Annotated in this window: 24 protein-coding genes; 8 read left to right on the plus strand and 16 right to left on the minus strand. The window is 69.4% G+C overall.

Annotation, left to right across the window (positions count from 1 at the left end; all coding sequences use genetic code 11):
- Positions 1-35 precede the first annotated feature (35 nt).
- The 3 genes from C3B61_RS11615 to C3B61_RS11625 are packed head-to-tail and all read right to left on the minus strand — an operon-like array spanning position 36 to position 2,093.
- A complete protein-coding gene (locus C3B61_RS11615) occupies positions 36-701 on the minus strand; it encodes a formylglycine-generating enzyme family protein (protein WP_103460768.1) in 666 nt (221 codons plus the stop codon).
- A 40-nt stretch (positions 702-741) separates the two neighbouring features.
- On the minus strand, positions 742-1,407 hold the full coding sequence (locus C3B61_RS11620) for a CG0192-related protein (RefSeq protein WP_103460769.1): 666 nt from the start codon (positions 1,405-1,407) through the stop codon (positions 742-744).
- A 26-nt stretch (positions 1,408-1,433) separates the two neighbouring features.
- Positions 1,434-2,093, minus strand: a complete 660-nt coding sequence (locus tag C3B61_RS11625) for a hypothetical protein (protein WP_133159807.1) — start codon at positions 2,091-2,093, stop codon at positions 1,434-1,436.
- A 56-nt stretch (positions 2,094-2,149) separates the two neighbouring features.
- Here C3B61_RS11625 and ypfJ point away from each other — a divergent pair, with 56 nt between their 5' ends.
- Positions 2,150-3,034: a KPN_02809 family neutral zinc metallopeptidase gene (ypfJ, locus tag C3B61_RS11630; RefSeq protein ID WP_103460773.1), complete on the plus strand. Its 885-nt coding sequence runs from the start codon at positions 2,150-2,152 to the stop codon at positions 3,032-3,034.
- 33 nt (positions 3,035-3,067) lie between these two features.
- Here ypfJ and C3B61_RS11635 read toward each other — a convergent pair whose 3' ends face one another.
- A complete protein-coding gene (locus C3B61_RS11635; protein WP_103460775.1) occupies positions 3,068-3,253 on the minus strand; it encodes a YegP family protein in 186 nt (61 codons plus the stop codon).
- A gap of 35 nt (positions 3,254-3,288) precedes the next feature.
- Positions 3,289-3,969 carry a TetR/AcrR family transcriptional regulator gene (locus C3B61_RS11640; protein ID WP_088455392.1) on the minus strand — a complete coding sequence of 227 codons (681 nt, stop codon included), beginning with the start codon at positions 3,967-3,969 and terminating at the stop codon, positions 3,289-3,291.
- A gap of 117 nt (positions 3,970-4,086) precedes the next feature.
- Here C3B61_RS11640 and C3B61_RS11645 point away from each other — a divergent pair, with 117 nt between their 5' ends.
- The gene (locus C3B61_RS11645) at positions 4,087-5,601 is read left to right on the plus strand and encodes an MFS transporter (RefSeq protein WP_103460777.1); all 1,515 of its coding nucleotides are present in this window, start codon (positions 4,087-4,089) and stop codon (positions 5,599-5,601) included.
- On the opposite strand, the gene C3B61_RS11650 is transcribed toward C3B61_RS11645, so the two are convergent.
- Entirely contained in the window at positions 5,598-6,554 is a 957-nt protein-coding gene (locus C3B61_RS11650) for an EamA family transporter (RefSeq protein ID WP_088455390.1), read from the minus strand. The two genes, C3B61_RS11645 and C3B61_RS11650, sit on opposite strands and share 4 nt — an antisense overlap.
- Positions 6,555-6,636: 82 nt before the next feature.
- Here C3B61_RS11650 and C3B61_RS11655 point away from each other — a divergent pair, with 82 nt between their 5' ends.
- Positions 6,637-7,185 carry a CGNR zinc finger domain-containing protein gene (locus C3B61_RS11655; protein ID WP_103460779.1) on the plus strand — a complete coding sequence of 183 codons (549 nt, stop codon included), beginning with the start codon at positions 6,637-6,639 and terminating at the stop codon, positions 7,183-7,185.
- A 1-nt stretch (position 7,186) separates the two neighbouring features.
- On the opposite strand, the gene C3B61_RS11660 is transcribed toward C3B61_RS11655, so the two are convergent.
- The 3 genes from C3B61_RS11660 to C3B61_RS11670 are packed head-to-tail and all read right to left on the minus strand — an operon-like array spanning position 7,187 to position 10,193.
- Complete coding sequence (locus tag C3B61_RS11660) at positions 7,187-9,184, minus strand: ABC1 kinase family protein (RefSeq protein WP_133160288.1); 1,998 nt, start codon at positions 9,182-9,184, stop codon at positions 7,187-7,189.
- A gap of 53 nt (positions 9,185-9,237) precedes the next feature.
- On the minus strand, positions 9,238-9,768 hold the full coding sequence (locus C3B61_RS11665) for a GNAT family N-acetyltransferase (RefSeq protein WP_103460784.1): 531 nt from the start codon (positions 9,766-9,768) through the stop codon (positions 9,238-9,240).
- A complete protein-coding gene (locus tag C3B61_RS11670) occupies positions 9,765-10,193 on the minus strand; it encodes a hypothetical protein (RefSeq protein WP_103460786.1) in 429 nt (142 codons plus the stop codon). The genes C3B61_RS11665 and C3B61_RS11670 overlap by 4 nt, the downstream gene beginning before the upstream one ends.
- A 119-nt stretch (positions 10,194-10,312) precedes the next feature.
- On the opposite strand from C3B61_RS11670, the gene C3B61_RS11675 reads away from it, so the two are divergent.
- Positions 10,313-11,101, plus strand: a complete 789-nt coding sequence (locus C3B61_RS11675; RefSeq protein WP_133160289.1) for a LysM peptidoglycan-binding domain-containing protein — start codon at positions 10,313-10,315, stop codon at positions 11,099-11,101.
- Between the two features lie 11 nt (positions 11,102-11,112).
- Here the strand turns inward: C3B61_RS11675 and C3B61_RS11680 are convergent, their stop codons facing one another.
- Positions 11,113-11,898: a hypothetical protein gene (locus C3B61_RS11680; protein WP_103460791.1), complete on the minus strand. Its 786-nt coding sequence runs from the start codon at positions 11,896-11,898 to the stop codon at positions 11,113-11,115.
- 10 nt (positions 11,899-11,908) lie between these two features.
- A complete protein-coding gene (locus C3B61_RS11685; protein WP_241990376.1) occupies positions 11,909-12,895 on the minus strand; it encodes a DMT family transporter in 987 nt (328 codons plus the stop codon).
- An 83-nt stretch (positions 12,896-12,978) separates the two neighbouring features.
- Here C3B61_RS11685 and C3B61_RS11690 point away from each other — a divergent pair, with 83 nt between their 5' ends.
- A complete protein-coding gene (locus tag C3B61_RS11690) occupies positions 12,979-13,566 on the plus strand; it encodes a DinB family protein (protein ID WP_103460796.1) in 588 nt (195 codons plus the stop codon).
- Here C3B61_RS11690 and C3B61_RS11695 read toward each other — a convergent pair.
- On the minus strand, positions 13,545-14,765 hold the full coding sequence (locus C3B61_RS11695) for a low temperature requirement protein A (RefSeq protein ID WP_103460798.1): 1,221 nt from the start codon (positions 14,763-14,765) through the stop codon (positions 13,545-13,547). The genes C3B61_RS11690 and C3B61_RS11695 overlap by 22 nt on opposite strands.
- 23 nt (positions 14,766-14,788) lie before the next feature.
- The gene (locus tag C3B61_RS11700; RefSeq protein WP_088455381.1) at positions 14,789-15,112 is read right to left on the minus strand and encodes a metal-sensitive transcriptional regulator; all 324 of its coding nucleotides are present in this window, start codon (positions 15,110-15,112) and stop codon (positions 14,789-14,791) included.
- Positions 15,113-15,246: 134 nt separating this feature from the next.
- Between C3B61_RS11700 and C3B61_RS11705 the strand changes: the two genes are divergently transcribed.
- Positions 15,247-15,492, plus strand: a complete 246-nt coding sequence (locus tag C3B61_RS11705; RefSeq protein ID WP_103460800.1) for a heavy-metal-associated domain-containing protein — start codon at positions 15,247-15,249, stop codon at positions 15,490-15,492.
- Between the two features lie 29 nt (positions 15,493-15,521).
- A complete protein-coding gene (locus tag C3B61_RS11710; RefSeq protein WP_103460916.1) occupies positions 15,522-17,729 on the plus strand; it encodes a heavy metal translocating P-type ATPase in 2,208 nt (735 codons plus the stop codon).
- Here C3B61_RS11710 and C3B61_RS11715 read toward each other — a convergent pair.
- Both C3B61_RS11715 and C3B61_RS11720 read right to left on the minus strand, forming a co-directional pair.
- Complete coding sequence (locus tag C3B61_RS11715) at positions 17,726-18,193, minus strand: hypothetical protein (protein ID WP_133159810.1); 468 nt, start codon at positions 18,191-18,193, stop codon at positions 17,726-17,728. The genes C3B61_RS11710 and C3B61_RS11715 overlap by 4 nt on opposite strands.
- Before the next feature lie 86 nt (positions 18,194-18,279).
- Entirely contained in the window at positions 18,280-19,824 is a 1,545-nt protein-coding gene (locus tag C3B61_RS11720; RefSeq protein WP_103460804.1) for an MFS transporter, read from the minus strand.
- Positions 19,825-19,929: 105 nt separating this feature from the next.
- On the opposite strand from C3B61_RS11720, the gene C3B61_RS11725 reads away from it, so the two are divergent.
- The gene (locus C3B61_RS11725; protein WP_103460807.1) at positions 19,930-20,463 is read left to right on the plus strand and encodes a TetR/AcrR family transcriptional regulator; all 534 of its coding nucleotides are present in this window, start codon (positions 19,930-19,932) and stop codon (positions 20,461-20,463) included.
- Positions 20,464-20,513: 50 nt separating this feature from the next.
- Here C3B61_RS11725 and C3B61_RS11730 read toward each other — a convergent pair whose 3' ends face one another.
- Positions 20,514-21,311: a gamma-glutamyl-gamma-aminobutyrate hydrolase family protein gene (locus tag C3B61_RS11730; protein ID WP_241983625.1), complete on the minus strand. Its 798-nt coding sequence runs from the start codon at positions 21,309-21,311 to the stop codon at positions 20,514-20,516.
- Between the last annotated feature and the right edge of the window lie 185 nt (positions 21,312-21,496).

Raw genomic sequence — 21,496 nt, forward strand, 5'->3', positions numbered from 1 at the left:
CTCGCATGCCTACCGTCGCCAGTCGACCAGGCCGATCAGGAGTTCCGGGCGATCCGGAAACCGACGTCGTCGATCTGGAGGCCCGGGTAGCTGCCCCGCCGCACGGAAGCACGGCAACTCCAGTGCTGGTCGAACCAGCCGCCGCCGCGCAGCACGCGGTAGGTGCCGTACCGCTCGGGGTCGGCGAAGTCCCAGCACCACTCCCAGACACTGCCCAACGTGTCGTACAGACCCCAGGCGTTCGGCTGCTTGCCGCCGACGTCGTGCGGGTGTTCGTCTGAGTTGCCGCGGTACCAGGCGATCTCGTCGAGGTCCCCGTAGCGAGGTCCGGCGGTTCCGGCACGGCAGGAGTGCTCCCATTCCGCCTCGGTCGGCAGCCTGTAGCCCTCCGCTGCGGGGTCCCAAACGATGGCTTCGTCGGCGCCCAGCCGATACGCCGGGGTGAGGCCGGCCCGCTCCGATAGGGCATTGCAGAAGCGGATCGCGTCCCACCACGACACTCCCTCGACGGGCAGCCGTGCGCCCAGGGTCGCGGCAGGCCGAAGACCGGTGACCTGGGCGTACTCCTCCTGGGTCAGCGGATACGCTGCGATCTCGATCGCGGCGACATCGGCGCTCCAGCTGCGGCGGGTGCGCGCATCCGTCATGGTCACGGTCCCCGAAGGAACGGCGACCAGGCTGGGGGCGGCATCCGTCGGCATACCTGCACGGTACCGGCCCGCGCGCCAGGGCACCGCTGTGTTACGCCGGGGTGGCGACAAGGACCAGGGCGCGCAGGGTGGGCTGATCCGACCACGTTCCGGCGAGCACCTCATGGGCCGAATCCGGAGCCTGGTTCGCCAGGACGTCGTCGTCGCCGAGCACACGTGCCACGATTATCCGCAGCGTTCCGGCAGTCACGACGGTGGCGCCGGGCTCCTGCCGGATGCTGATCTCGGCCACCGCGGGCGGTGTCACGGCGGCACCGCCGGGCGTGCCGCTGCCTGCGACGACGGCGGTGGGCTCACGCACCACCATCTGCCCGTCGATCTCGATGGTGAGCTCGGCCTGGTGGCCTCCGGTGAGCGCGGCGGTAGCGACGGCCGCGAGGTAGGCCGGGTCGCCGGTAGCGTCGTAGACCCACCGCTCCCCCAGCACCGAGTGCTGCATGGTGGTGATGAGTGACGCGTCAGCGCCGGCGAGCGGGGCGTCCCGGTACGTGACGGGAATCTGCAGTACCGGGCCGGCGCCGGCCGTGATGAGGATGGTCTCGATGCCGACCTGTCCGTCCGGATCGTCGAACCTGTAGGCGGCGAGGTTCGTCACGCTCACGCCGGCATCGCCGACGAACCAGGGCTGGGTGGGCGCCCAGCGGCTGAGCATGTCGATCTTCGTCGGGGTGATGTCAGCTTGGTGAAGGAGGGCCATGAACCGATCCTACGGCGGCCGGATGATCACTCGGCGTCAGTCAGGGCGGACTGCACGGCGACCACGCCCGCACCCCACTGGTCGTCGAAGAACCGCTGGATCGAGCCGTCGTCGTAGATGACCGAAATCCAGAGGTAGCCGTTTTGGGTCCAGTTGGAGAGGATCGGCATCTCGGACCAGTCCGAGGCCGTGGCCGGGCTGTAGTCGGCGGCGTTCAACTCGTCCTGCAGGCGCAGCAGGGTACTCTCCTCGCTCGGGCCGGGCGTGGCCTCGTCGAGCCGCGGATCGATCTGGGCGAGCGGGTCGTAGAGCGATAGCGGGATGGGCGGCCGGGTCACCGTGAACGCGGCGGCGTCCCAGGTTCCGGTGACGGCGTAGCTGCCCCAGGTGACGCCGGACTGCGTCTCGGACTGGTCAACAGTCGCCCAGTCCCAGCCGAGGATGGGTGGTCCGCCGCACTGGGGCGGGAGTGACTGAGCGACTGCGCCCAAGCAGAGTTGCGGGGCCTCGCCGTCCTTCTGCAGAACCGTGGCCTGCGCGAGGACCTCACCGGCGGCCGCGGGGCGGGGAAACTGCCCCGGGACCGCGGAGGACCGAGGCCCCCGCGCGTCACTGCCGGCGCATCCGCTGACGGTGAGCAGGGTGACGGTGACGCCGGCGAGCACGAGGAGCCCCGAGATTCTCATAACCGCAGTGTGGCAGGCGGGCGCGACAGCCGCCAGCAATCATTTATTGTCGAGGAATGACTTTTAACGACGACGCCAAGTACTCCGGCCAGGGTGTGCGCAAATCGGGCCGCCGCACCGGCCTCGCCGTCGGCGGTGGAGGCCTGGGCCTCGTCGCCATCGTGCTGCTCTCCCAGCTGCTGGGGGTCGACCTGTCCGGCTTGCTGGGCGGCGGCACAGCCGGTGGCGGCGACGAGGGCGACACCACTGCGCTGACGAATTGTGAATTCGGCGCCGACGCCAACGCGGACGTGGAATGCCGGGTGGGTTTCACCCGCGACTCACTCGAGGACTACTGGGCCGAGCAGGCGCCGGCAATGGGCATCAGCTATTCCTCGCCCCTCATTCAACTTTTCACCGACGGGGTGGACACCGGCTGCGGCGCAGCCACGAGCGCCGTCGGGCCGTTCTACTGCCCGGCCGACCAGCAGATCTACCTCGACACCGCGTTCTACGACACACTGCGCACCGAGTTCGACGCCACGGCGGGTCCGCTGTCCCAGCTCTACGTCGTCGGACACGAGTGGGGCCACCATATCCAGAACCGCGCCGGCACGTTCGCCAGCACTGACACGTCCGAGGCCGGCCCCAGCTCCGACGCCGTCCGCGTCGAGGTGCAGGCCGACTGCTTCGCGGGCGCCTGGCTCGGCTCAGCGGCCGAGACCACGGATGCCGACGGCACCCGCCTGCTCGAACCGATCACCGACGCCCAGATCGCGGATGCGCTCAACGCGGCGTCCGCCATCGGAGACGACCGCATCCAGGAGAAGGCCCAGGGCCAGGTGAACCCGGAGACCTGGACGCACGGCTCCAGCGAGATGCGCCAGAGGTGGTTCCAGACGGGCTACACAAATGGGGCAGAGGCCTGCGACACCTTCGCCGTGGCCGACGCTGAGCTGTGAGGCGAGCTGTGAGGCGAGCTGTGAGGCGAGCTGTTACTTGGGCTCGGTCAGATCGACGACGCGGCCCTTGGCGTCGGCCTTGACGACTTCAATGCCCTTGAGCGCCGCTGCTTTGGTCTGGTAGCTCTCCGAGGTCATCAGCACTTCACCGCTGTGGGTCTTGAGCCTGAAGACATAGCCACCGGATCGGTCTGCAGTCAATTCATACTTGCCGGACATGACACGCTCTCTTCGTCGAGATGGAACTCCGCCGGCTACGAGGCCGGTGGCGCAACCTTACCGCGCCCAGCCGGGGCGGTATCGCCGCGCAGGCCGAGCGCCGGCAGCAGCACCCCGTCGATGAGCGTGATGAGGAAGTCCCGGTCAACGGGCTTGCGTTCGATGAGGGTGCGGTAGGCGGCCATCGACGGGGTGACCAGGCAGAGGGTGTCGATGTCGCACTCGGGCGAGATCTCGCCGCGGTCGATGGCCCGCTGCATGAGGAATCGGTTGGCCGCCGCCCGCGGTTTGACGATGGCGTTGTTCGCCGCGTCGGCCATCTCGGGCGTCGCCGAGAGCATCGACATCAGCCCGGCCATGATCTGCATCTTCTTCTCGCCGTCTTCGATGGAGCGTGGCTTGATCATCGCCACGAAGTCTCCGCGCAGGGTTCCGGTGTCGGGCAGGCTGGCCTGATCCAGGTCGCCCTGCTTCATGCAGGCGACGGCGTCGATGACGAGTTCGTTTTTCGAGGGCCAGCGCCGGTACAGCGTGGCCTTGCCGGCCTTGGCCCTGGTGGCGACCATGTCGATGGTCATGCCGTCGAAGCCGGTCTCGGCGAGCACCTCGAGCGCCGCGGCCAAGATCTCCGGGTCACGGGTGTGGTCACGCTTGCGACCCAGTTTGGTCTCGGCCGCGGTGGTCTCGGCCGCCCCGGCGGGTTCGAGCTGCGTCATTGCGTCGACCTCCTTTTCGGTGACGGATCAATCCTGTATGCCTCCACATGTTACCGGGGCGTAAATTCAGGAACTGTTAAGATCCGGAACTCCACAGTATCGTATAGAGTCGCGTTTATGTCTGAAACGATGCCAGCTTCGTCTGTCGCGACGAGCACCCCCGTGCCACACTCCCGCCGGTGGTGGACCCTCAGCGTGGTCGCCCTCGCCCAGCTCATGGTCGTGCTCGACTCCACGGTCGTGAACATTGCCCTCCCCTCCGCCCAGGCCGACCTCGGCTTCTCCAACGGCGACCGCCAGTGGATCGTCACCGCGTACTCGCTCGCCTTCGCCAGCCTGCTGCTGCTGGGTGGCCGGCTCTCCGACCTGATCGGGCGCAAGCGCACCTTCATCATCGGCCTGATCGGCTTCGCGATCGCCTCCGCGCTCGGCGGCGCGGCCGGAACCTTCGGCTGGCTGGTCGCCGCCCGGGCCCTGCAGGGCGCATTCGGCGCACTGCTGGCCCCGACGGCCCTGGCCGTGCTCACCACGACCTTCACCATCCCCAAGGAGCGGGCGCGGGCCTTCGGCGTCTTCGGCGCGATCGCCGGTGCGGGCGGTGCCGTCGGACTGCTGCTCGGTGGCTTTCTCACCGAGTACTTCGACTGGCGCTGGAACCTCTACATCAACGTGGTCATCGCCATTGTCGGGGTCATCGGCGCCGCGATCTTCGTCGACCACCTGCAGCGCACCGGCCCCCGGCCCAAGCTCGACATCCCCGGCACGATCCTGGTCTCGGCCGCGCTGTTCGGCCTGGTCTTCGGCTTTTCCAACGCCGAGACGGATGGCTGGGACTCGCCGCTGACCTGGGGCATGCTCGCGGGCGCCGTGGTGCTGCTCGTCGCGTTTGTGCTCTGGCAGCGCAAGGCCGCGCATCCGCTGCTGCCGCTGCAGATCGTGCTCGACCGCAACCGCGGTGCCGCCTACCTCTCGGTGATGATCGCCGGTGCGGGCATGTTCGGCATCTTCCTGTTCGTCACGTATTACCTGCAGACGTCGCTCGGCTTCACACCAATGCAGACCGGTTTCTCGTTCCTGCCGATGATCGCGATGCTCGTGCTCGCTGCGCAGCTGTCGACGAACATCTTCGTGCCGTGGTTCGGCCCCAAGGTCATGGTGCCGTTCGGCATGGCGCTGGGTGCGACCGGCATGATCCTGCTCACCAATCTCAACCTCGACAGCACCTATGCGGCCAATGTGTTGCCGCCGCTGATGATTCTCGGCTTCGCGATGGGCTCGATCATGCCCGCCTCGATGCAGACCGCCACCCTCGGCGTCGACCGCCAGTTCGCCGGCGTCGCGTCGGCGATGGTGAACACCAGCCAGCAGGTCGGCGGCTCGATCGGCACGGCCCTGCTGAACACCCTGGCGGCCACCGCGGCGGCCGACTATGTGGCCTCGCACCTGCCCGCCACGGCCGAGGTGGCCGCACAGGCCGCGGTGACCAGCTACGCCGTCGCGTACTGGTGGGGCGCCGGTTTCTTCGCCGTCGGCGGCATCATCGCGGCGCTGCTCTTCCGCCGGATGGGCCACGGCCTGTCCCTGTCCAACGCGCACCTCGCCGCCGAGACCGAGCCGGTGGTCGCCCGCTAGGGTCGGTTGCTCTCAAGCAGGGGAACGGACGCAGGCTCGAGCGCGGCATCCGTCTTCTCGGAGCGCACGAAGCCGATACCGATCAGGATCAGCAGCCCGCCGACCAACTGCGGACCGGTGAGCTGTTCGCCCAGCAGGAGCCAGGCGTAGAAGGTGGCGGCCACCACCTCGAGTAGACCTACGAACGAGGCGAGCCTGGAGCCGAGCATTTCGCTCGCGGCGATGCTGGTGGAGTAGGCGATGGCCGTGGCCACCACGCCGATGATGATGAGCGGCAGCCACCACGGCACCGTTCCGCCGAACATCGCCACATCCGCGGTGGAGGTGGTGAAGGGCACCAAGCCGCTCAGCCCCACGGCACCCAGCAGCACGCCGCCGAGCAGCAGACCGAATCCGGCCAGCGCCACGGCCGGCAACCCCTCGCTGGGCTGCGCCGCCACGAGGTAGTAGATGGCGCAGCCCACCATGGCGGTCAGCGCCAGAGTGAGGCCGAGCACGTCCAGCCGCACCGACCCGGTCGGGTTCACCACGAGGATCAGGCCGGCCAGCGCCACGATCGAGCCGACGAGCACGACGCGCTTGGGCATCCGCCGGCTGCGCGCCCAGGCCCAGACGACGAGCAGCAGCGGGGCCATGTATTCGATCAGCACCGCGGTGCCGACCGGGATACGTTCGATCGCAGCGAAATAGGCGAGCTGGGTGCCGGCCACGCCGATGACCGCCATCGCGAGCACCCGCCACCGGGCACGCCAGAGCGTCGCCCAGCGGCCGTGTAGCGCGATGACGGCCACCGGGGCGAGCACGATGCCGCCGATGAGCACCCGCAGGGTCACGGCCGCGGCGGGACTCCAACCACTCTCGAGCAGCGGCTTGGCCAGGGCGCCGGAGAGGCCGAACGTGGCCGCGGCGATGAGGGCGATGACCAGGCCGAGCGAGGTGGACGGGCGAGTCATGGGGCTCCACACAGACAGACAGACGACGGAATTGAAGGGGTGTTGATCATGAAGATAGTGTGGTCGTGAGTAAGGAGTCAATTTGCATTTTGCCCCTGACACCGAGGCGAGTCTGGCGTTCACGGTCGACCTCGCCAACACCGTCGCCGGCGCCACCAAAAGCGGTCTCGACGAGCTCGTCACGCCCGTCCAATTGACGGCGCTCTTTGTGGCCCACCGGTTCTCCGGCCGCCTCGATGGGACCGAGGCCGAACTGGCCGAGGTGCGCGCCACCCGTGAGCTGTTGCGCCACATCTGGCTCCTCGGCCGCGACGACGCGGCCGTGGAGCTGAACGCCATGTTGCGAAACGCCAGGGCCCTGCCCCGGTTGATGCGCCACGACGGACTCGACTGGCACCTGCACGCCACCGACCCGGCTGCTCCGCTGGCCGAACGCATCCGGGTGGAGGTGGCCCTGGCCCTGGTCGATGTGATCCGCACCGACGAGACCGGCCGGCTGCGCGCCTGCGCGGCCCAGGACTGCGCCGGCGTTCTGGTGGATCTCTCCCGCAACGGCTCGAAGCGGTTCTGCAGCATCCGCTGCGGCAACCGGATGAATACCATCGCATTCCGGCAGCGCGCCGCGGGCTAGGTCAGGGGTGCGGCCGGCGCAGGAACAGCTGGCGCAGGGCTCGGATGAGCAGGATGAAGCCGACGAGGCCGATCGAGGCACCGAGGAAAGCGAACAGCCGCACCCCCGCCACGAGGTCAGGACCGGTGTCGGAGACCACCAGCACGATGCCCAGGCTGACGGCGGTGATGCCGATCAGTACTCCAATGGCTTCGGTGACGACCGAGCCGATCCACCACCTGTCATCGGGCTCGGCGAAGGCGCGGATGCGCAGGCTGAAGGTGCCCTTGGCCAGGGAAGAGCTGATGGTCTCCAGCCGACGCGGCAGCCGACGCGCCGTGGCCTGCAACACGGCGGCCTGCGCCTGGAGCGAACCGAGAAGGCTCTTGGGAGTGACGAGCCGCCGCAGAAAATGCGGCACCCTGGCCAGCGCCGTTTCCACCATGTCGAAGTCGGGGTCGAGGATGTCCAGGCAGCGTTCCAGGGTGATCAGGGACCGCAGCGCCTGGCCCAGCGAGGTCGGCACGGCCAGGTGGTGGTCGCGGATGGTGTCCAGCATCGCGGCGAAGATCGAGCCGTTGGCGCTGTGCCGGTTCAACGTCAGCACGCGGCCCAGGTCGCGTTGCAGCGAGAGGATGTCGGCATCCGGCGGCGCCTCCACCACCAGCAGCAGGGCATCCGTCGTGGCGATATCGTCGTCGTTCGTCGCCGCGAGCAGCAGCGTCACCAGGCCCTCCCGCATGCTGCGCTCCAGCACGCCCACGTTGCCGAAGTCGATCATGCCCAGCATGCCGTCGGCCCGCAGCATCAGATTGCCGGGGTGCAGGTCGGCGTGGAAGATGCCCGTCACGATCACCTGCTCGAGAACCGCATCCAGCAGGGCCGCGGCGAGCGCCCCACGATCCTCGGGGTCCATCCGGCTCAGCCGGTCGCCCGCGGCGTTCAGCGGGAGACCGTCGATGAGGTCCATGGTCAGCAACCGGCGGGAGCTGGCCTCGGCGTACACGCGGGGCACCACGAGGACCTCGTTCTCCGCCGACGACGCCACCACGCTGCCGATCTGTTGGGTGCTGCTGAACTCGATGCGGTAGTCCAGCTCGTCTCGCAGCGACCGGCCGAAGCCCTCGGCCAGGGTCACCACGCCGAAGTCGCGCCCCCAGCTGGTCTGGTTCTCAATGCGCTGCGCGAGCCTGACGATGATGTCGATGTCCGCGGCGACCTGAGCCGCCGCGGCCGGTCGTTGCACCTTGAGCACCACTCGGGTGCCGTCCAGCAGGGTTCCGGCGTGTACCTGAGCGACGGATGCCGCCGCGAGCGGCAGTGCGTCGACCTGACTGAACACGGTCTCCAGCGGGCCGCCGATCTCGGCCTCGATCACCTGACGGATAGCCGGCCACGGCAGCGTCGCCGCGCCGGACTGTAGCGAGGCGAGCGCCCGGGTGTAGCTGGCCGGCAACAGGTCGCGCCGGGTGGAGAGCAGCTGGCCGAGTTTCACGAAGGTGACACCGGCCTCGTTGATGGCCGAGACGAGGGCATCCGGGGTGCGCCCGCCCTTCTTACCTTCGCGGGGAGCGCCGCCTGCCCTCTCGTTGAGGATCCAGCCGATGCCGTGTTTGGAGAGCAGCGTGAGGATCTGCAGGTAACGCTTGGTGCGCCGGCGCCGGTGCAGGGCCGCCCGGAAGGCGTCGATCGGGTTGGCGGCAGTGGTGGGCCAGAGCGCCTCGGTGGCCACCAGCATGGCCATGCCGAGCGCGAAGACCCAGCCGAACGCGAGGGCCACGAAGAGCAGCACGACCACGATCGGCACCGTGGGCGTGCCGTCGGCGGCGATCACCTGGGCCTGAATCGAGACGAAGTAGGCGAACGGCCAGCACCCGACGAAGACCAGCAGGCCCACCAGGAAGGTGCGCAGCCAGCCCACCGTGGTGCCGAGCAGGGAGCGGGTGGCGAATCCGATGGCGACGGAAAAAACGAGGGCGACCAGGATGATGACGACCCACGTCCAAAACGATTCCAACAACCCGTGCCCCGCAATCTCTCGCCGTTGGGGCTCAGGCTACCGCGCTGTTGAAGTCAGTGCAGCAGGAGTGCATACCGCACCATGTCCCGGGGTGTTCCGCCCACAGACCGCCAGGCCGGCATCAGCTCGGCGCGCTCGAAACCGGCGCGCTCGGCGGTGCGGGCGGAGCCCATGTTCCAGGGCTCCACGTAGAGTTCGAGCCGCGCCAGCGCCGGCAGGGTGCCGGCCCAGTCGACCAGCGCTCCGAGCGCCGCGGCCGCGTGGCCCTGACGGCGAGCGGTGGGGCGGATCCAGTAGCCCACGCTGGCGGAGCCGGGGTCGGCGCGCGGCCAGAGTCCGATCTGGCCGACGGCCCGGTCGGCCGGATCGGCGATGGCGAACGAGTAGCCCTCCCCGGTGCGGGACCGTTCGTGCTGCCGGTCGATGAAGGCCAGCGCGGCAGCGTGATCATTGGTGGCAGGCACGCTGGTGATCAGCGGAATCAGCTCGTCCCCCGATGCCTCTTGGATCAGCGGCGCATCCGTGGCCCTGAAGGCACGGAGGGTGACGCCGTCGCCGGGCACAACGGGCAGCCGCAGCGTCACGCGGCGCTCCGGGCCATCAGGGTGAACGCCGCGGTGGCACGCGGGTTGTCGGCCGGGCACTCGCTGCGGAAGCGGCGGGTGGCCACCCCGGCCTCGTAGGATGCGAACTCGATGTCGAAACCCGACCCAAGCTGCACGGCCAACCGCATCGCCAGGCGGATGCCGGTGGCGGTGAACTCGGCGGCCAGCTCCGGGGTGCGCCAGCCGAAGTCCTCGGTCAGCGCGTCGTAGTAGTCGATCTCCCAGCGGATCAGATCGGTGACCAGGGCGGCATCGAGCTGCGTGGCAGCGTACACGACGGGGTGCGGGCACCAGAGCACCGTGCCGGCGTAGTCGGGCAGGAGGCGCACGAGCACCGCCGACGATGACGTGGACTCACTGACGCAGTCGTCGATCGACCGGCCAGCCCTCTTCTCACGTTGCATGATCGCGCTCCCCCCAGCGTGCTGCCGTCTCTCACATTCCCCGGTACCTACGATTTCAGGTGTCGATGATCTGCGCAATTCGCGGCGGGTGCGCTGCTAGATTGCAGCGGGGGTTGATGATGACGATCAAAACAGGCCGGGTCGCGGCTGCGCTGCTGACCGTGGCGATGTTGAGCGGATGCACGGCAGTCGGTATGCGCGAGCCGACCGCCACTCCCACGCCCGGCGCCGCTGCCGATCGGCGCGGCCTGGCCCCCGGCATCGTCGTCGCGACGGGCACCTTCACAGGGTTCGTCGACGGTAGCGGCACCACCGCGCCCCGCCCCGAGGTGCAGGGCACGATCGAGGTGTCCACGCACAACGGTCGGTTGATGGTGAGCCTGCTCGACCTCGACGTCGGCCCGGTGGCGAACACCACCATCCTCGAGCTGAATGCCGTCGACGGCAACGCGACCAGCGGTGACTTCAGGGTCGCGACGAGCTACCTGGGCGACAGCGAGGTCACCACGGCCACGACGCAGACCTTCGACCTCGGCTACGACACCGAGATGGTGACCACGGACCCCAGCTGGATGCGCACGGCCGTGATCTGGGAACGGGTCGACGGCATCGGCACTCTCGGTCGTGCGCTGGCCACTGCCCCGCTCACCTGGACTCTGCCCGACCAAGACCCCGACCTGACCGTGACGGACGCCGGCGCTGGGGACCTGGCCAGGGGCGAGGTGCACTACGACAGCGCCGGCAACCCGTCGGCCTACGTCGTGGCACCCCTCGACGCGCTGGAGACCATCGCCATCCGGTTCGGCATCACCGAGCACGACATTCTCTGGCTGAACCCGATGCGAGGCTATGGAATGGCGCGGGCCGGGGAGACCCTCAATCTGAGCCTGTATGAACGCGGCCGTTGAGCGCCGGCTAGCTAGCGTCCGCTGGTGCTGACCACCGGGGCTCCGCCGCAGGAAGAGGTCTGCGCCTCGGCGACTCGAGGGTCGTCCTCTGGCAGGGCGCCCGACACGGCGGTGTATCCATTGATGGCGGTGAGCCCGTCTGTCGACACCGTGATGCCCGTGGCCATCAGGGAATAGCTGTCGTCGCGGTTTTGGGTGACCTGGAGACCGTTCAACTCGACACCGCCTTCGACGTCGAGGCATCCCACCCCGGTGCCGTTGTCGTGGGTGTTCTGCATGTCGAAGGTGTACGGCCGGGCGTCCACACCGATGGGGGTCACGAACTCGCAGTCCACCAGCGCGTGCAGGGTGGCGCTGCGGCTGTCGTCGAGCACCGTCACGACCACACCATTGTGCAGTGTCGCCGTCCAGCCGTTGTGCCCGCCGGGGCCGGCCAGGTCGTCGGCGAGGGTGACGGTGGCGCCGGAGGCCGTGCTGATGCCGAAGGTGAACGGCGAGGTCGTCTCGTCGTACCACTCGGTGTCGTTCTCGCCGTCGCCGTCGACGTCGGCGATCTCAGCGCTGACCGCCTCGGCCGGCATCGACTCGGCCGTGGCGGGACAGCCCGTGGGCATGGCGACGGCGGGGTCGACCGACGAATCTGGTGTCGCATCCGCGGAGTCGCCGGGCTCGGCCGGCGTCACGGCGCTGGTCTGGGCCGCGCCGGATGCCGCGCACCCGGAGAGAGCAATGGCCAGGAACCCGGCGACGACGAAATACCGACCGGCGGTCCTGGTTTTCGAGTGAACGGTTGACATCAGGATGATGCTACCGACGTTGTCTGGGGGGCCTCCGTGTTTCGGGCCCGCTTTCGGAGGCGATTGCCAGCGTGGACTGCGGGCGGTGCCTGGAGAGCCCGACAACACCGTAGGCCGCGATCGCGCCGGCGATGACAAAGGCGATCAGGGCGTACGGCGGGGCCTCGGACGCCTCACCGAGCACGACGATGCCGATGCCGACCGCCACCAAGGGATCCACCACCGTGAGACCGGCGATCACCAGGTTGGGCGGACCCGTGGAGTACGCGACCTGCACGAACACACCGCCCACGACCGCCGCCGTGAGAATGCCGCCGACACACAGCAGGGTGAGCAGCGACAGGTCGCCGGCCACCAGCTGGGTGATGGTGAGTTTGGCCAGGGTGGCGACGAAGGCGTAGAGCACCCCGGCACCGAGCACGTAGGCCACGGCGGTGAGGCGGGCGCGGAGCAGCGTGAAGATCAGGCCGCAGACGATCAGGACGACGCCGAGCAGAATCAGGATGATCACCACCTGGGGCGGCTGGATGGGCCGATCGGTGGCGTACACGGCAGCGATGGAGACGAAGATCACGATGCCGCCCACGGACAGGGCCACCGAGCGCAACACGGTTCCGTCAAGCCTGGTGTGCGCGAGCCGGGAGTCCACCACGGTGGACAGCACCAGGGCGGCGACCCCGAGCGGCTGCACAACGAGCAGCGGAGCCAGGCCGAGGCTGGTCAGCTGCAGCAAAATGGCGAAGCCCAGCAGGAGCGTGCCGAGCAGCCAGGACGGTCGTCGCAACAGGGCCAGCAGCTGGCCGATACTCATCTTCTGCTGGTCGCCGGGGCGCATCCTGGAAGTTTTGCCCACGCCTCGGTGCTGCAGCTGAGCGCCGAGGGCCAGGAACACCGTGCCGGCGAGCGCGACGGCGATGCCGAGGTTCTTGCGGGCGACCGGGTCGAGAAACGACACCATCGCATCGGTGGCTTCGGTGGGCATTACGGGCACGAGCACATCCAGACCTTATTTCAGTGCGGCTGCCGCCGACGATTCGGGCGGGTCTCCGCCTGGTCGGCGGTAGGTGTTAGCGTGCCCCCATGAAGCAGAGAGAGCTCTTCCTCCAGGCGGATGCCGCGTTGCGCTCCGTCATCGACCGGATCACCCCTGACGAGCTGATGCGGCCCGCACCGGCCGACTGGGCGGTGACGTCAAACCCCACCGTACGCGACGTTGTGGCCGCGCACGCCCGCGACGAGGCCTGGGTGCCCGATGTGCTGCTCGGCAGAACAATCGAGGATGCCGGCGGCACCTACGACGGCGACCTGCTCGGCGACGACCCGATCGCCGCCTACGACCGGCTCAACGACACGGCCACCGCGGCCGTGCAGGAAGACCTCAACCCGGAGAAGGTCGTGCACCTGAGCTATGGCGACTTCACTCTTCGGGAGTATCTCGAGCACATCAGCATCTACCGGGCGTTCCAGGCCTGGTCCATCGCCCGCCACCTCGGCTGGGACTTCGCGTTGCCGGCCGCGTTGGTGGAGACCCTCGAGGAGGTCATCGGCCCGCAGATCGACGGTTTCCGAGAAATGGGGGTGTTCCCGCCCGCGGTGCCGGTGCCCGAAGATGCGGACCGGGAGACCCGGCTGCTGGGGGCGGTGGGCTACTGGGTGCCGAAGGACTGACCGGCCTCGGCGGCCGACCGGGACCGGCGCGCCCGGTCGGCCAGGGTGATTGCTACGACGAGCACGCAGACTGTCGCGACCAGGACCACCACCACGGTGACTCCCGTGACCGAGGCGAGCAGCGGCACCAGCAGTACCAGCGCCGCCGCGGGCAGGATCACCAGGGGCTGGATCTGCGACCTGGACACCAGCACCGCGTGCACGGCCCACAGCAGCACCAGGAAGACGCCCGCCGGCAGGGCCACCGCATAGCCCAGCGCCACCGGTGACACCTCCAGGTGATGCCCGGCCTCGGCCACCGCCACCTCGAGTCCGGCACCGAGGGCCGCGAGCGCGGCGAACACGCTGTAGTGGCCGTACCCCCACAGGAAGGAGCGGCTGCGTTTGACGGAGAGCCCCTCCCCCGCGGGCTCGAGGAAGTAGAGCCACCAGATCGCGAACAGTGTCACCAGTGCCGCAGCGGACACGAGAACCAGGTCGCCACTCACGCCGCCCTCGCTCAGGGCGTCCTGGACGCCATAGGTGGCCGCCAGCACGCTCTCGCCGAGCAGGATGATGGTGAACAAGCCGTATCGCTCACTGATGTGGTGCGGGTGCCAGAAGGTCATGCCGGTGCGTTCCGCCCAGAGCGGCACGGCCAGGTCGAGCGCCGCGAAGACGAGGAACGAGAGCACGCCGACCTCTTCAGGCAGGGCCAACCGGGCCAGCCAGCCCAGTTGCACGAGGCTGACCCCCGCCGCATATCGCCAGGCCGTCACCCGGCTCGCCGGATGCTCGAAGCCGGCGCGCAGCCACTGGGCCACCAGGCCGATGCGCATGATGAGGTAGCCCAGCGTGATCGCGCGAAAGTCCTGCTCGGTGAACGCTGCGGGCACCCCGGCGGCGAGCACGAGTACCCCACCCATCTGCAGCATGGTGAGCAGCCGGTAGGGCACATCGTCGGTGTCGTAGGCCGACGCGAACCAGGTGAAGTTCATCCAGGCCCACCAAATGGCGAAGAACACCATCAGGAACGGGCCGACCTCTTCGAAGCCGTGGCCGCCCTCGATGCCGTGCGCGAGCTGCACCACAAGCTGAGCCACCGCAACGACGAAGGTGAGGTCGAAGAGCAGCTCGAGCGGGCTCGCCGCCCGGTGTGCCTCGCCGGTGTCGCGGGCGCTCATGCGCCGGTGGAGTCTGAAGCCGCCCGCATCCGTCATGCGCACAGCATATTGACTGGGCGTTACGAACGCACGAGCCGGGCGATGGCGTCGCCGGCTTCCTTGAGCTTGGCCTGGGCCTCGTCGCCGCCGACGGCCACGGCGTCGACGACGCAGTGGCTGAGGTGGTCGTTGAGCAGGCCCAGGGCCACCGACTGCAGGGCGCTGGTCATGGCCGAGACCTGGGTGAGGATGTCGATGCAGTACTTGTCGTCGGTGACCATGCCCTGCAGCCCGCGGGCCTGGCCCTCGATACGGCGCAGGCGCTTGAGGTAGTCGTCCTTGTTGGAGATGTAGCCGTGCGGGCCGTCGTGGGTGTGGTCTGCGGGGTGGTCTGCGGTCGTCATTGTGCGCTCCTGGCTGTCGGCTGACCTTATACCCCCTCACGGTATCACGATGGTGCGCTAGAGTACCCATAGGGGGTATCCCCATTCCGCAACATCCGTACGCAACATCCGTATCGTAAGAGAAGGTTCGCATCATGGCTCAGACAGAAACCGTCACCGACTACCTCGTCACCGGCATGACCTGCGGCCACTGCGTCGCCAGTGTCATCGAAGAGGTGTCCCTGGTGCCGGGGGTCAGCGCGGTGACCGTTGACCTCGCCGTAGGCGCCGCCAGCACCGTGCACGTCACGAGCGCAACCGCCCCCGCTCGGTCCGACATCCGCGCCGCCATCGACGAGGCCGGCTACGAACTGCAGACCACCGCGGGCGCCGCCGCGTGAACGAGCCCGTCGACCTCGTGGTCGGCGGCATGACCTGCGCGTCCTGCGCCGCCCGCATCGAGAAGAAGCTCAACCGGCTGCCCGGCGTGGTGGCCACCGTGAACTACGCCACCGACAAGGCCACCGTGCGCCTGCCGCAGGGCACCAGCATCGACGACGCCATCGCCACGATCGTGGCCACCGGCTACACGGCGCGGCTGCCCGCACCGCCCGTCGCCGCCCCGGCCGCCGAGCTGATCGAGCTGGATGCCGACACCCTCGCCCTCCGCCAACGCCTGCTGATCTCGACGATCCTGGCGATCCCGGTGGCGGTGCTCTCGATGGTGCCGGCCCTGCAGTTCACCAACTGGCAGTGGCTTGCGCTCACGCTTGCCGCCCCGGTGGCCGTCTGGGGCGCCTGGCCGTTCCACCGTGCCGCCGCACTGAACGCCCGGCACGGTGCCGCGAGCATGGACACCCTGATCAGCGTGGGTGTGCTCGCCGCGTTCGGCTGGTCGCTCTATGCCCTGTTCCTCGGCGATGCCGGAATGGCCGGCATGACCATGCAGATGGACCTGAGCATGACGGGGTCAGGGTCCGCCGAGATCTACCTCGAGGTCGCCGCCGCCGTGACCGTGTTCATCCTCGCCGGGCGCTACGTCGAGGCCCGCGCCAAGACCCGCTCCGGCGCGGCCCTGACGGCGCTGGTGAACCTGGGCGCCAAGGACGTCGCGGTGCTCCGCGGAACGCTGGAACAGCGCATCCCGATAGCCGAACTCGTCGTCGGCGACGTGTTCGTGGTACGCCCCGGCGAGAAGGTCGCCACCGACGGCATCGTCGTCGACGGCGCCTCGGCCATCGACACCAGCCTGCTCACCGGCGAGACCGTGCCCGTGGAGGTGGGCCAGGGCGACACCGTGGTGGGTGCCACGGTCAACGCCGGCGGCCGTCTCACGGTGCGCGCCACCCGGGTCGGCGCCGACACCGAACTGGCCCGCATCGGCCGCCTGGTCGAGCAGGCCCAGACCGGCAAGGCGCCGGTGCAGCGGCTCGCCGACAGGGTGTCGGCGGTGTTCGTGCCCATCGTATTCGTCATCGCGCTAGGCACACTGGCCACCTGGTTGGCTCTCGGCGCCAGCGCCGAGCAGGCCTTCACAGCCGCCGTGGCCACCCTGATCATCGCCTGCCCGTGCGCGTTGGGCCTGGCCACTCCCACGGCGTTGCTGGTGGGCACCGGCCGGGGCGCCCAGCTGGGCATCCTCATCCGCGGGCCGCAGATTCTGGAGTCCACCCGCCAGGTGGACACCATCGTGCTTGACAAGACCGGCACCGTCACGACGGGGCGAATGTCGCTGCTCGGCGTGCACGTCACGGCGGCGGTGTCCGCCGACGCCGGCGAGACCGAACTCCTGCGGTTCGCGGGCGCGGCCGAGGCCGGCTCCGAGCATCCGATCGGCGTTGCCGTCGTGACCGGAGCCGCAGCTCGGGTCGGCGTGCTGCCGGCGGCCACCGACTTCGCCTCGGCGCAGGGCTTCGGCGTGCAGGCCGTCGTCGACGGGCACCTGGTGCTCGTGGGGCGGCCACGCTGGCTCGCCCACGAGTGGCAGATCACCCTGCCGAACGATCTGCAAGCCACGCTCGACACCGTCGAGGGTGCCGGCCAGACGGCCGTGGTCGTGGCTTGGGATGGCGAGGCCCGGGGCATCCTGACCGTCGCCGACGAGGTCAAGCCCTCCAGCGCCGCGGCCGTCGCACAGCTGGTGGCCCTGGGCCTCAGCCCGGTGCTGCTCACCGGGGACAATCCCACCGTGGCACGTTCCGTGGCCGACCAGGTGGGAATCGGCGAGGTCTTCGCGGGAGTGCTGCCCGCGGAGAAGGTGGAACGGGTGCGTGCCCTGCAAGCCGCCGGCCACGTTGTGGCGATGGTCGGGGACGGGGTGAACGACGCCGCGGCTCTGGCCGCCGCCGACCTCGGCATCGCGATGGGTACCGGCACCGACGTGGCCATCGAGGCCAGCGACATCACCCTCGTGCGGGCCGACCTGCTCGCCGTGGTCGACGCGATCCGGCTCTCGCGGCGCACCCTGGGCACCATCAAGGCCAACCTGTTCTGGGCGTTCGCCTACAACGTGGCCGCGATCCCGCTCGCCGCGCTCGGTCTGCTCAACCCGCTCATCGCGGGCGCGGCGATGGCACTGTCGTCGGTGTTCGTGGTCACCAACAGCCTGCGCCTGCGCGGGTTCCGGGCGTCGAGCTAGCGCCCTCCGCCGGCCGTGCCGTGCCGGGCGGCCGGCAGTCGCCAGGCCAGCACGGCCGTGACCAGACCGACGATGCCGAACACGACCTGCAGCGGGTGGAAGCCGATCAGCGAGAACTGCACGATCTCGAAGAGCACCAGGCCCACTCCGGCGGCCAGCGAGAGTAGGCGGGCGTAGGGGCCGCGGCGCCACTGCCAGACGGCGGTGACCACGAAACCGAGCCCAACTAACAACGCCAGGGCGGCGCCGGGCAGCAGCCAGGTCTCGAACGCGGTGCCCTCGAGGGCCGCGGAATCGGCCATCAGGAGCGAACCGTCAGGGGCCAGCATCAGCAGCACCCCGCCGGCCAGCGCGGTCACGCCGGTGGCGGCCTCCAGCACGATCAAGGTTCTTTCTGATCCGGTGCGGGTGGGCGTCGGGTTTCGATGGGGGGCCTGGATGCGGTGCGTGCCGGTTGCCGTCATTCCCCGAGTATCGTCCGGCGGCCGGTTGAGCGCGAGGGGCGGCGAGCACGGTACGGCACGGCGGCACAGCACGCATCCGGCGACCCCTAGCCGCGGGGACGGCGGGTGCGCATGCTCAGCTGCACCGCCACCGCGGCGATCAGCATCAGCACCACGGCAATGATCGACGTGACACCCACCCCGCTGTCGAACGCGGCCTTGGCCGATTCGGTGAGCGCGTGAGCGTCGGCGGCGGGCAGCTCGCCGGCCACGCCGAGCGCACCACCGAGGGTCTCGCCGGCCTGGGCGGCCGCGCCCCGGCCGAGCCCGTCGGGCAGCACCACGCTGGCCCGGTAGGACGCCGCGAGGATCGCGCCGAGCACGGCCGTGCCGAGCACGGCACCCAGCTCGTAGGCGGTCTCGGAGACCCCGGCCGCGGCACCGGCCTTGTCCGGCGGCACCGAGCTGAGGATGGTGTCGTTGGAGATCGTCTCCGCCGCGCCGACGCCCACCGAAAGGATGCCGAAGGCCAGAACCACGACGCCGGCGGTGAGGTTCTCCCGCAGCAGCACGATCAGGCCGAAGCCCACCGCGGAGAGCAGGATGCCGCCCACGATCACCAGGCGCGGCGGCACCCGCCGCACCACGTAGGCCGAGGCCAGGCCGGCCACGACCGACAACACGGCCCCGGGCAACAGCAGCAGGCCGGCGGCGAGTGGGTCGAGGCCGAGCACCAGCTGCAGGTGCTGCGACACGAAGAACAGGAAGCCGACCAGGCTGAACACGGCGAGGAAGTTGGCCAGCACCGACCCGGCGAACGGGGCGTGCTGGAACAGGGTGAGGTCCAGCAGCGGGTTGTCGATCCGCAGCTGGCGGCGCAGGAACATCGCCCCGGCCAGCAGGCCCAGCAGCAGCGCGCCGACACCGAGCACCCCGACACCGTCGTGGGTGAGGGTCTTGATCGCGAAGACCAGCGGGGCGAGGGTGAGCAGCGACAGGGCCACGCTGAACACGTCGATGCGGAGCGGCGCCGGGTCCTTCGACTCGGGGATGAGCACCCCGGCGAGGGCGACGAGCGGCAGCAGGAACGGTACCGCGATGAGGAACACCGCACCCCAGTGGAAGTGCTGGAGCACCACGCCGCCGACGATGGGGCCGAGGCTGGAGCCGGCCGCGAAGGCGCCGGCCCACACCGCGATCGCCAGAGTGCGCTGACGGGCATCCAGGAACAGGCTGCGCAGCAGCGACAGCGTGGAGGGCATGATCATGGCGCCGAAGAAGCCCATCACCGCGCGGGCCACGATGAGCATCTCGGCGGTGGGCGCGAACGCGGCCAGGGCCGAAACCACGCCGAACCCGGTCGCGCCGATCAGCAGCAGCCTGCGGCGGCCGACCCTGTCGCCGAGGGTGCCCATGGCCACCAGCAGCCCGGCGAGCACCAAGGGGTAGATGTCGACGATCCAGAGCAGAGTCGTGCTGCTCGGGCGCAGGTCCAGGCTGATAGCCGGCAGGGCGAAGCTGAGCACGGTGTTGTCCACCGAGATCAACAGCACCGGCAGCATCAGCAGCACCAGGCCCGCCCATTCGCGGCGGCCGGCGCGGGGTACGGCGGTGGAGAGGTCGGAGGTGCGGATGTCGTCTGTGGTGCTCATGTCTACCTGGCTGAAGATTCGGGGCTCCGGGGAACGGCGAGTTTTACTGCACCATCGGGTACAGCAGATTTAGACTATACCACCAAGTACAGTAAAGTTGCGGTCATGGCCCAACACCGCGACAGCGCCCGCGAGAGCATCCTCACCGCGTTCCAGGAACTGCTCATCGACACCAGCGGGTCCGGCGCATCGCTGGACGCCGTCGCCCGTGCAGCCGGCGTCACCAAAGGCGGGCTGCTCTACCACTTCGGTTCCCGCGACGGCCTCGAGACGGCGCTCATCGACCGGCTCGAGAGGCTGGCCGACGCCGAATACGAACGGATGCGCGCCGCCCCGGCCGGCGCCGCCGCGTCCTACGTGGCGATGGCTGAGTACGTGAACAGCCCGCTGGACCGGGCGACCCTGGCCGGCGGATCCCTGGCCCGCCGCAACCCGCGCGCCCACGCCGTGATCGTGGACATGCGGCGACGCTACTTCGACATCCTCAACGAGGATCTGCGCGACCCCGACCTGGCCCGGGCCACGATGCTTCTGGCCGACGGGCTCTACTACGACGCCACGACGATCGGCGAGCCCTTCGAACATGAGCTGGATATCCCCGCGTTCCTGGCCCGCCTCACCCCGCGAACTGTGAGCTAAGCACCAGAAACCGCCGGTTTTCGGGGGTCAAGTCTCAGCTCGCGAGCGGATTAGGCGGCCTCGGCGACCTCGGCGGCGGCGACCGCCCGATAGAGGGACGCCAGCAGCAGGGGCAGCTGGCTGGCGGGCGCATCCGGTGCCTCGGGGTGCCACTGCACGCCGGTGATCGGGAGGGTGCGGTGCTCGACGGCCTCGACCAGACCGTCGGGGGCGGTCGCCACGGGAGTGAGGCCGGCGCCGAGCCGGCCGACGCTCTGGTGGTGGGCGCTCTGCACCGAGATGCGGGTGTCGCCGAGCGCCGCGGCGAGGGTGCTGGTGGAGCGGAGGACGACGGCGTGGGTGGAGAGAATCTCGTCGATGGGCACGCCGATGTTGCGGTGGATGCCGTCGTCGATGTGCTGGACGAGGTCGCCACCGAGGGCGACGTTGATGATCTGCAGTCCGCGGCAGATGCCGAGCACCGGTGTGCCCCGGTCGGCGGCGCGCTGCACGAGCGCGATCTGGCCCTCGTCGGCGTCGATGAAGTGCGGCGTCTCGCCCGGGTAGCCGGCCCGTGCACCGTAGAAGCGCGGGTCGATGTCTTCGCCGCCGACGATCACGACGGCATCGGCCGAGTCGGTGAGGTCCAGCAGCGCGGGGGCGTCGAGGTCGGCGGCGGCCAGGCGTACGACGGTCCAGCCGCCGTCGGTGCCGGCGTCGACGACCGTGGCGTTGAGGGTCTGCACCTTGGCGTGGTACTCCGGGCGATCGGGCCGGCTGCGGGTGACCTCGATGACGGCGAGGGTGGGCCGTTCGGGCAGCGACGGCGCGGGCAGGGCGGTCATGGTGGCGAGCTGGGTGGTGGTCATGACTCGCCTCCGTGACGGGATCGGGTGGTGGGGTGCGGATGGTGCGGGTTCCAGTGTGCCTGAGCCGCGCCATCGGCATCCGGTTCGCGGTAACAGGGCGCAACAGTGCCGGGGGTTCTATGCTCGACACGTCACCGCATCCGAGGGAGATCATCCATGCAGCCCAGCCGTACGCGCATACGACC

Source organism: Cryobacterium zongtaii (genome assembly GCF_002909375.1).
GTDB classification, from domain to species: Bacteria; Actinomycetota; Actinomycetes; order Actinomycetales; family Microbacteriaceae; genus Cryobacterium; species Cryobacterium zongtaii.

Bases quoted from the DNA above. Each gene is read 5' to 3' on its own strand.
- C3B61_RS11640 (WP_088455392.1), bottom strand. From the start codon at position 3,969: ATGACGCAGCTCGAACCCGCCGGGGCGGCCGAGACCACCGCGGCCGAG.
- C3B61_RS11695 (WP_103460798.1), bottom strand. From the start codon at position 14,765: ATGACGGATGCGGGCGGCTTCAGACTCCACCGGCGCATGAGCGCCCGC.
- C3B61_RS11615 (WP_103460768.1), bottom strand. From the start codon at position 701: ATGCCGACGGATGCCGCCCCCAGCCTGGTCGCCGTTCCTTCGGGGACC.
- C3B61_RS11710 (WP_103460916.1), top strand. From the start codon at position 15,522: ATGACCTGCGCGTCCTGCGCCGCCCGCATCGAGAAGAAGCTCAACCGG.
- C3B61_RS11730 (WP_241983625.1), bottom strand. From the start codon at position 21,311: ATGACCACCACCCAGCTCGCCACCATGACCGCCCTGCCCGCGCCGTCG.
- C3B61_RS11670 (WP_103460786.1), bottom strand. From the start codon at position 10,193: ATGCAACGTGAGAAGAGGGCTGGCCGGTCGATCGACGACTGCGTCAGT.
- C3B61_RS11645 (WP_103460777.1), top strand. From the start codon at position 4,087: ATGTCTGAAACGATGCCAGCTTCGTCTGTCGCGACGAGCACCCCCGTG.
- C3B61_RS11680 (WP_103460791.1), bottom strand. From the start codon at position 11,898: ATGTCAACCGTTCACTCGAAAACCAGGACCGCCGGTCGGTATTTCGTC.
- C3B61_RS11715 (WP_133159810.1), bottom strand. From the start codon at position 18,193: ATGACGGCAACCGGCACGCACCGCATCCAGGCCCCCCATCGAAACCCG.
- C3B61_RS11720 (WP_103460804.1), bottom strand. From the start codon at position 19,824: ATGAGCACCACAGACGACATCCGCACCTCCGACCTCTCCACCGCCGTA.
- C3B61_RS11650 (WP_088455390.1), bottom strand. From the start codon at position 6,554: ATGACTCGCCCGTCCACCTCGCTCGGCCTGGTCATCGCCCTCATCGCC.
- C3B61_RS11625 (WP_133159807.1), bottom strand. From the start codon at position 2,093: ATGAGAATCTCGGGGCTCCTCGTGCTCGCCGGCGTCACCGTCACCCTG.
- C3B61_RS11675 (WP_133160289.1), top strand. From the start codon at position 10,313: ATGACGATCAAAACAGGCCGGGTCGCGGCTGCGCTGCTGACCGTGGCG.
- C3B61_RS11620 (WP_103460769.1), bottom strand. From the start codon at position 1,407: ATGGCCCTCCTTCACCAAGCTGACATCACCCCGACGAAGATCGACATG.
- C3B61_RS11705 (WP_103460800.1), top strand. From the start codon at position 15,247: ATGGCTCAGACAGAAACCGTCACCGACTACCTCGTCACCGGCATGACC.
- C3B61_RS11725 (WP_103460807.1), top strand. From the start codon at position 19,930: ATGGCCCAACACCGCGACAGCGCCCGCGAGAGCATCCTCACCGCGTTC.
- C3B61_RS11635 (WP_103460775.1), bottom strand. From the start codon at position 3,253: ATGTCCGGCAAGTATGAATTGACTGCAGACCGATCCGGTGGCTATGTC.
- ypfJ (WP_103460773.1), top strand. From the start codon at position 2,150: ATGACTTTTAACGACGACGCCAAGTACTCCGGCCAGGGTGTGCGCAAA.
- C3B61_RS11700 (WP_088455381.1), bottom strand. From the start codon at position 15,112: ATGACGACCGCAGACCACCCCGCAGACCACACCCACGACGGCCCGCAC.
- C3B61_RS11690 (WP_103460796.1), top strand. From the start codon at position 12,979: ATGAAGCAGAGAGAGCTCTTCCTCCAGGCGGATGCCGCGTTGCGCTCC.